Here is a 7,734-nt window from a genome sequence, read left to right on the forward strand (position 1 = left end):
CCGTCCACGACGGCGACGACGTCGTTCCCGTCGATCTGCAGCGCCGGCACGCCGTAGCCGGCGGCACGGGCGGCAACCGAGCCGCCGGCCACCTGGCGTTCGGTGGGCACCGAAATGGCCCAGCCGTTGTTCTGCACGAAGAAGACCACCGGGGCGTTCATCACGGCGGCGAAGTTCATCGCCTCGTGGACATCGCCCTGCGAGGAGGCGCCGTCGCCGAAGTAGGTCAGGGCGACGCCGTCCTTTTGTTCCAGGGTCTGGCCGTGCGCCCAGCCCACCGCGTGCAGCACGGATCCGGCGACGACGGCCTGGATCGGGGCGAGCTTGGACTTGAGCGGATCGTACAGGCCGCCGTGCCAGGTGGCCTTGTGCGTTGCCATGTAGCCCACCATGTCCACGCCCATGGTCCGGGCGACGCCCATTTCCCGGTAGGTGGGGAAGACAAAGTCCCGGGTGGTGTCCACGGCGTAGCCGCTGCCCACCTGTGCCGCCTCCTGCCCGAGTTCCGGGGCATAGCCGGGGATGATGCCCTGCCGTTGCCAGGCGATCGCGGAGCGGTCGAGATGCCGGACCGCGACCATCAGCGAGTACAGTTCGCGGAGCTGGGCGGGGGTGAGTGCCCCGGCGTCGTCGTCGGGGACCGTAAGGGGGAGTGTGTCCATGACTGTGACCTTAGACACCTAAGTGGCGGTAGGCAATCAGCTCAAGGATCAGTAATCAGGCTGCGCAATTGCCTACACTCCATCGCCCCTCAGGGTGACAATCTGTACATCACCTGGCGCTGGTGGCGCCGCCCAACTGACTCGCAGTTGTGGTCGTTTTGAGCCCTGAAAACGGCAACAACTGCGAGCTACTTGGGCCAGGCGGCGTCGGCAGGGCGGCGGGAGCGCGTGAGGCGCGCGCCGGTCCAGCAGGCGGCGGCGATGCCGGCGATCAGCGCCAGGGTGCCGAAGAGCTGCTTGCTGCTCTCCGGGCTGCTGAAGCCGACCGCGAAGATCAGCGCCAGAAGCACCAGGCCGAAGATGGTCAGCCCGGGGAAGCCCCGCATCCGCAACGGCAGGGGAGTGCCGTCGCGGTCGGCGCGGCGGCGGAGGATCAGCTGGGACACCAATGCCGAGCCCCACACCACCAGGCAGGTTGAACCGACCAGCTGGAAGAGCGCCGGCAGCACCCGGTCCGGGAAAAGCAGCTCCAGTACGGCGGCCAGGAAGCCGAAGGCCACCGAGACGCCGACGGCGACCACGGGAACCCGCGCCACGTTCAGCTTCGAGAGGATCCGGGGGGCCTCGCCGCGCACGGACAGGGAATAGACCATCCGCGAAGCGCCGTAGAGGTTCGCGTTCAGCGCCGAAAGCAGGGCGACGACGGCGACCAGGGTGATGGCGGTGCCCGCCCCCGGAATCCGGGCCGCGTCCAGGACGCCGGCGAACGGAGACTTGAGCGCCGCCGACGTCGACGGAAGGATCGCGGCAATGACGAACACGGAGCCGATGTAGAACACCAGGATCCGCCAGACGACAGTGCGGATGGCCAGGCCCACGCTGTGTTCCGGGTTTTCGGTCTCGGCGGCGGCCACGCTGACGATTTCGGTGCCGCCGAAGGCGAAGATCACCACGAAGAGCGCGGTGGCGATGCCGCCCAGGCCAGCCRGGGCGAAGTTCGACGTGAAATTGGCCAGCCCGGGGGAGGCGACGTCGGGCAGCCAGCCGAGCAGCAGCGCGACGCCGACGGCCAGGAACAGCAGGATGGCGGCGACCTTGAGAATGGCGAACCAGAATTCGAACTCACCGAAGTTTTTCACCCCGGCCAGGTTGATGGCCGTGAAGGCGGCCATGAAGATCAGCGACAGCCCCCAGACCGGGATCACTGGCCAGACGGTGAACAGCAGCGCCGAGGCGCCGAGGGCTTCGGCCGCGATGACCACCACCAGCTGCAACCACCAAAGCCAGCCCACGGTGGCCCCGGCCGTCTTTCCCATGGCCTTTTGTGCGTACACGGAGAACGCGCCGCTGTTCGGGTTGGCGGCGGCCATCTCGCCGAGGGCCCACATGACCAGGATGATCAGGGTTCCGGCGACCAGGTAGGAGATCAGGACGGCCGGGCCAGCCGCCTGGATGCCAGCCCCCGATCCGAGGAACAGGCCGGCACCGATGGCGCTGCCGAGTCCCATCATGGTGAGCTGGCGGGGCTTCATGCTGTGGCCGAGTTTCAGGGCCGGGCGCTCCGCGGCGGACTTCGTTGTCATGCTGGCGAACCTTCTTAGCTGGTGGCGGCGTCCTTTTGGGACCTTACGAATTTACCGCCCCCGGAGGGCAGCTCGGCACCGGCGGCGTGAGAGCATGGTGGCAGTTTGTAGAACCGTTGGCGCAAATTGCGGCGATTTGTGCCGTGAAACCCCGATGACAAGGAAATTACGTGGATGTCGATCCGCTGGACGCGAAGATTGTCCGATTCTTCACGGATTCCCCGCGGGCCTCCGTCCTGGAGGCGTCCCGGGTGCTGAAGGTGGCCCGCGCCACCGTGCAGTCGCGGCTGGACCGGATGCAGGACAGCGGAGTCATCGGTTCCTGGGTCCCGCAGCCGGACCCGGCCCGCTTCGGCTATCCGGTGGTGGCGTTCTGCTCGCTGACCATCAACCAGGACCTCGGGCACGACGCCGTCGTCGAGGCGCTCGCGCGGATCCCGGAACTGATCGAGATCCACACGGTCTCCGGGAGTTCGGACCTGATGGCACGCATTGCGGCGCGCTCCAACTCTGATCTGCAGCGCGTGCTGGACGCCATGATCGCAACGAAGACCGTGTTGCGTTCCTCGTCGGTGATCGTGCTGAACACCCACTTCCAGGGCCGGACCCTGCCGCTGCTGGAAGCCGCCGCCGTCAGCAAGTGACAGGCGGGGCAGTGGGCCGGCCGTGGCCCGCGAACTAGAGCACGCTGAGGTTCCCGGGAAGGCCGGAGCGGCCGGTGAGCAGGAGCAGCAGGTCCCCGGCCGCGGGCAGGTGGGCGCCGATTGCCGCCGCGAGTTCCAGCGACGCCGCCACCGCGGGGCCCAGTGCCGCCGGTGCCGGGCGTTCCAGCGCGCGGGCCAGATCCAGGGTGTGCACGGCCAGTTCGAAGGTCCGCGTCGGCAGGTAGTCGACCAGGCGCATCGTTCCCGCGGGCGAGGCCACGGCCGCGTCATCCGGGGTATTGCGGACCAGCGTGGTGACCTGCTCTACCAGGTCCTTCACGGCGGCGGCCGGCTCAGCTCCCAGCGCCTCGCCCGTCTCCCGGCCCCGCCGGGCGATCACATCCGGGTCCATCGAGCTGCGGACGGCCAGGAAGTAGGCCACCGGGCCGTCAACGTAGACCCCGGTGGCGGGTGCGGAGAGGTAGGTCCCCACCGTGCTCAGCGCCCGGCTGGCGTGCCCGGTGAGCCCGCGCACGTCCCAGTCGCCCAGCCCCGGCTTCGACCAGGCGGCGTCCGGCACCTGTTCCACCAGTTCCAGGAAGGCACGTACGGCCTCGAGATAGCAGGTCCTGATTGTTTCGCTGTCCTTTACTCCGTCCATGCCGCCGATTAATACAGCAGCGGCCCGCGGCTTTCAACCGTGGGCCTTCCGGCGGAAATTGCGCGCGGCGGGTGAAATATTTCCCTTCCGGCCGATCGGGTCGTAGAATTAGTTATAGTCAATTTGACTATAACTAGTCCGGCGGTACGGCCGGAACCGTCCGGGCGGTCCGCAAAGGCCGGTCCGGACCCCGGAACGCGGGGGTCGATCGCCGTCTACACCTCACCAGGCAACGTCTCGGAGCGCCAGCTCGCGCCGCCGTCGCTGGCCATTTCCACCGTGATCTTCGCGTTGCGCCCGAGCGAGAGCTCCGGCCGCCCTACGCTGTGGATCCCGCTGGTGCGCCGGATCCGGGAGCCCTTCAAAAGTCTGTGGGCCCTCCCCGGCGGCCCGCTGACACACTCGGAGTCGCTGCAGGACGCCGCTTCCAGAAACCTGCGCGAGACCACCGGACTGGCCCCGAGCTACCTCGAGCAGCTCTACGCCTTCGGCGGCCTGCACCGCTCACCCACCCAGCGCGTGGTGTCGATCGTCTACTGGGCGCTCGTCCAGCCCACCGAGGCCGCGCTCGCCGACGAATCCGAAAACGTCCGCTGGTTCCGGGCCGACCGGCTCGGCGAACTGGCCTTCGACCACAAAGCGATCATCGACTACGCGCTCTGGCGGCTGCGGAACAAGATGGCCTACGGCTCGATCGCCTACCACCTGCTAGGCGAGTACTTCACGCTCGCGCAGGTCCGGGAAGTCTACGAGGCGGTCCTGGACCGTGAGCTTGACCCGGCCAACTTCCGGCGCCAGATCAAGGCCGCCCCGGAAATCGAAGAAACCGACGACTACCTTCAGGGCGGCAAGCACCGCCCTCCCCGCCTCTACCGCTTTACCGGCCGGCCCGGCCTCGATCCAGATAACAGGAGCACACCATGAGCAGCGTCAACACGGCGATCCAGCTGATTACGCGCGAGCAGGCCGACAGCGGCGCCAACGGCAGGGCAACAGCTTCCACCTGTAGCCCGGCCCTGGTCCGCGGCCCCTGGGACTTCGATGCCGACGAGGCCCGGGCCGGCGTCCCCGGGTACGGTCCCGGCGCGTCCATGGCGGACATCGCGCCGACGTCGACCCCCAGGCAGGGCCAGCTCCCGGAGGAATACCGCGTGGCCGGCGACGCCGAACTGGACGCCCGGATCCGGGCCGCCAAAGCGGCGCTGGGCGACCGGGCCGTCATCCTGGGCCACTTCTACCAGCGTGATGAGGTGGTCGAATATGCCGACTTCGTGGGCGACTCCTTCCAGCTCGCCAACGCCGCACTGACCCGGCCGGACGCCGAGGCCATCATCTTCTGCGGCGTGCACTTCATGGCCGAAACCGCGGACATCCTCTCCCGTCCGGAACAGGCCGTGATCTTGCCCAACCTCGCCGCGGGCTGCTCGATGGCGGACATGGCGGACATCGACTCGGTCACCGAATGCTGGGAACAGTTGGCGGAGCTGTTCGGCACGGAGCCCGACGCCGACGGCCGGGTTCCGGTCATTCCGGTCACCTACATGAACTCCTCGGCCGCGCTCAAAGGTTTCTGCGGCGAGCACGGCGGCATTGTCTGCACCTCCTCGAACGCCGCCACCGTGCTGGAGTGGGCCTTCGAGCGGGGTCAGCGCGTGCTGTTCTTCCCGGACCAGCACCTGGGCCGCAACACCGCCAAGGCCATGGGSGTSCCGYTGGARCAGATGCCCATGTGGAACCCGCGCAAGGACTTCGGCGGCAACAAGGAGCAGACCCTGCTGGACTCCCGCGTGATCCTCTGGCACGGCTTCTGCTCGGTGCACAAGCGCTTCAACGTGGCCCAGATCGAAAAGGCCCGCGCCGAGTTCCCGGGCGTCCAGGTGATCGTGCACCCCGAGTGCCCCATGGAGGTGGTGGACGCCGCCGATTCCGCCGGATCCACCGACTTCATCCGGAAAGCCATTGCCGCCGCCGCCGAGCCCACCACCTTCGCTGTCGGTACGGAGATCAACCTGGTCAACCGTCTGGCGGCGGAATACCCGCAGCACACCATCTTCTGCCTGGACCCCGTGATCTGCCCCTGCTCCACGATGTACCGCATCCACCCCGGCTACCTGGCCTGGGTGCTGGAGGCGCTGGTGCGCGGCGAGGTGGTCAACCGCATCACGGTGGCGGACGACGTCGCAGCACCCGCCCGCGTCGCACTGGAACGCATGCTGGCGGCCCGGCCGTGACCAGGCGCCTCGTCGTCGTCGGCAGCGGGATCGCCGGGCTGTACGCGGCGCTGCTCGCCGCCGAGGCTGCTCCCGCCGCCGAGGTCGTCCTGTTGACCAAGGGAACGCTCGAGGAGAGCAACACGTTCTACGCCCAGGGCGGGGTGTCCGCAGTGCTGGCGTCCGGGGAGGCCGCCCCGGGCGACTCCGTGGCGGCGCACATCGCGGACACCCTCGCCGCCGGGGCCGGGCACAACAACCCCGAAGCGGTGGGCACCCTGTGTACCGAGGCCGTCCGGGACATTGCCGGGCTGCGCCGCTTCGGCGTGCGCTTCGATGTCGGGGCCGACGGCGGACCCGCGCTCGGACTCGAAGCCGCGCATTCCGCGGCCCGCATCCTGCACGCCGGCGGCGACGCGACCGGTGCCTGCATTTCGCGCGGGCTGGTCGCCGCGGTGCTCGACCGCGCCGGCCAGGGCAGGCTGCGGGTCGAGACGGGCGCCTTCGTGACCGAACTCCTGACCGGAAACCGCAACCCTGCCTCCCGCGCCACTTCGGGCCCCGTCACCGGCGTCGCCTACCTCGCCGGCGGAGAACTGAACCACCTGGACGCCGACGCCGTGCTGCTCGCCACCGGCGGGGCAGGACGGCTGTTTGCGCGCACCAGCAACCCCTCGGTCGCGACCGCCGACGGCCTTGCCCTGGCCTGGCGCGCCGGGGCAGCCGTCCGCGACCTGGAGTTCTTCCAGTTCCACCCCACCACGCTCGCCGCGGCCGAAGTGCCCGGCGGGCCGCCCGCGCTGCTGATCTCCGAGGCGGTCCGCGGCGAGGGCGCCTTGCTGCTGGACGCCGCCGGCCACCGGTTCATGCCCGGCTACCACGCGGACGCGGAGCTGGCCCCGCGCGACGTCGTCTCCCGCAGCATCGCGCTGCATCTGGCGGCTGCCGGGCTACCGGCGGACAGTCCCGTCTACCTTGACGCCCGCGGCATCGAAACGCGCCGGGGGACAGGCTTCCTCGCGCGGCGGTTTCCGACCATCACCGCACGGACGCGCGCCGCCGGCTACGACTGGACCGCCGAACCGCTGCCCGTGTCGCCGGCCGCGCACTACTGGATGGGCGGGGTCGCCACGGATTTGAGCGGACGGACCTCGGTGCCGGGGCTCTACGCAGCGGGGGAGGTTGCGTGCACCGGCGTCCAGGGCGCCAACCGGCTGGCCAGCAATTCGCTGCTCGAAGGGTTGGTTTTCGGGCGGCGGGCGGTGGAAAACTTTATCGCTGGCCAATCGAGCTGGGCGTCGTTCGACGCCGTTCCTCCGCGTGCTGCCTCGGCCGCGGGCGGCCTCACCTTGACGCACGCTTCCGGAACGCCGTCGAATGACGGTGGGCAGTCGGCCCTGGGCGGTGCCCGGGAATATTCCCCCGCCGGTTCGCCCGAGGTTGTTATGAAGTCTGTGCCTGGGCCCGGGTCGTTCAGCAGGGATGCGCTGGGGCGGTTGATGACTACGCATGCTGGGGTGCTGCGCTCCGAGCATGAACTCCATGCTGCAGCCGCCCAGCTTGCGGAGTGGGCCGCCGTCGTCCGGCCGGAGGGGGTGACGGACGCGGGGGACCCGCGCGTGCACGAGGATCGGAACTTGCTGCTGGCCGCCCGACTGCTCGTGGAGGCCGCCCGGGCCCGCACCGGCTCCCTCGGCGCCCACTACCGGGCCGACCCAGCCTCCGGCGTCACTGCCTCCTCCGGCGCCACAGTCCAGGGAGTGCTCGCCGCCCCGGCCCGCTCCACCCCGCAGCCTGGAGCGTATAGCCACCGGCTTGCCAGCTCCTCCCGTCCGAAACAAAGGATTCCGTCATGACAGCCACCGCCTCAGCCCGCCCCGCCGCCCCGCCGGTAGAGGCCCTCGCCGGAACGCTTCCCGCGGCCGCCGTCGACACGGTGCTCCGGGCCGCCCTGCTCGAGGACGCGCCCTACGG

Annotated in this window: 7 protein-coding genes; 4 read left to right on the forward strand and 3 right to left on the reverse strand. The window is 69.5% G+C overall.

The features are described 5' to 3' along the window. Both AB4Y86_RS07375 and AB4Y86_RS07380 read right to left on the reverse strand, forming a co-directional pair. Nucleotides 1–662 (reverse strand): thiamine pyrophosphate-dependent enzyme (locus AB4Y86_RS07375; RefSeq protein ID WP_441401462.1); only part of this gene is annotated, 662 nt, incomplete at its 3' end. A gap of 188 nt (nt 663–850) precedes the next feature. Next, the gene (locus tag AB4Y86_RS07380; RefSeq protein ID WP_441401464.1) at nt 851–2,245 is read right to left on the reverse strand and encodes an amino acid permease; all 1,395 of its coding nucleotides are present in this window, start codon (nt 2,243–2,245) and stop codon (nt 851–853) included. A 170-nt stretch (nt 2,246–2,415) separates the two neighbouring features. Between AB4Y86_RS07380 and AB4Y86_RS07385 the strand changes: the two genes are divergently transcribed. Beyond that, nucleotides 2,416–2,889, forward strand: coding sequence for an Lrp/AsnC family transcriptional regulator (locus AB4Y86_RS07385; protein ID WP_441401466.1), 474 nt, complete (start codon nt 2,416–2,418; stop codon nt 2,887–2,889). Nucleotides 2,890–2,923: 34 nt separating this feature from the next. Here the strand turns inward: AB4Y86_RS07385 and AB4Y86_RS07390 are convergent, their stop codons facing one another. Continuing rightward, the gene (locus AB4Y86_RS07390; protein WP_441401468.1) at nt 2,924–3,550 is read right to left on the reverse strand and encodes a maleylpyruvate isomerase family mycothiol-dependent enzyme; all 627 of its coding nucleotides are present in this window, start codon (nt 3,548–3,550) and stop codon (nt 2,924–2,926) included. Between the two features lie 207 nt (nt 3,551–3,757). Here AB4Y86_RS07390 and AB4Y86_RS07395 point away from each other — a divergent pair, with 207 nt between their 5' ends. The 3 genes from AB4Y86_RS07395 to AB4Y86_RS07405 are packed head-to-tail and all read left to right on the forward strand — an operon-like array spanning nt 3,758 to nt 7,616. Continuing rightward, on the forward strand, nt 3,758–4,474 hold the full coding sequence (locus AB4Y86_RS07395; RefSeq protein ID WP_441401474.1) for an NUDIX hydrolase: 717 nt from the start codon (nt 3,758–3,760) through the stop codon (nt 4,472–4,474). Next, nucleotides 4,471–5,781: a quinolinate synthase NadA gene (gene nadA / locus AB4Y86_RS07400; protein ID WP_441401470.1), complete on the forward strand. Its 1,311-nt coding sequence runs from the start codon at nt 4,471–4,473 to the stop codon at nt 5,779–5,781. Before AB4Y86_RS07395 ends, nadA begins: the two co-directional genes overlap by 4 nt. Further along, nucleotides 5,778–7,616, forward strand: a complete 1,839-nt coding sequence (locus AB4Y86_RS07405; protein WP_441401472.1) for an L-aspartate oxidase — start codon at nt 5,778–5,780, stop codon at nt 7,614–7,616. The genes nadA and AB4Y86_RS07405 overlap by 4 nt, the downstream gene beginning before the upstream one ends. Nucleotides 7,617–7,734 lie beyond the last annotated feature (118 nt).

It is taken from the genome of Arthrobacter sp. 2YAF22_2 (genome assembly GCF_052114645.1).
Taxonomy (GTDB): Bacteria; Actinomycetota; Actinomycetes; order Actinomycetales; family Micrococcaceae; genus Arthrobacter.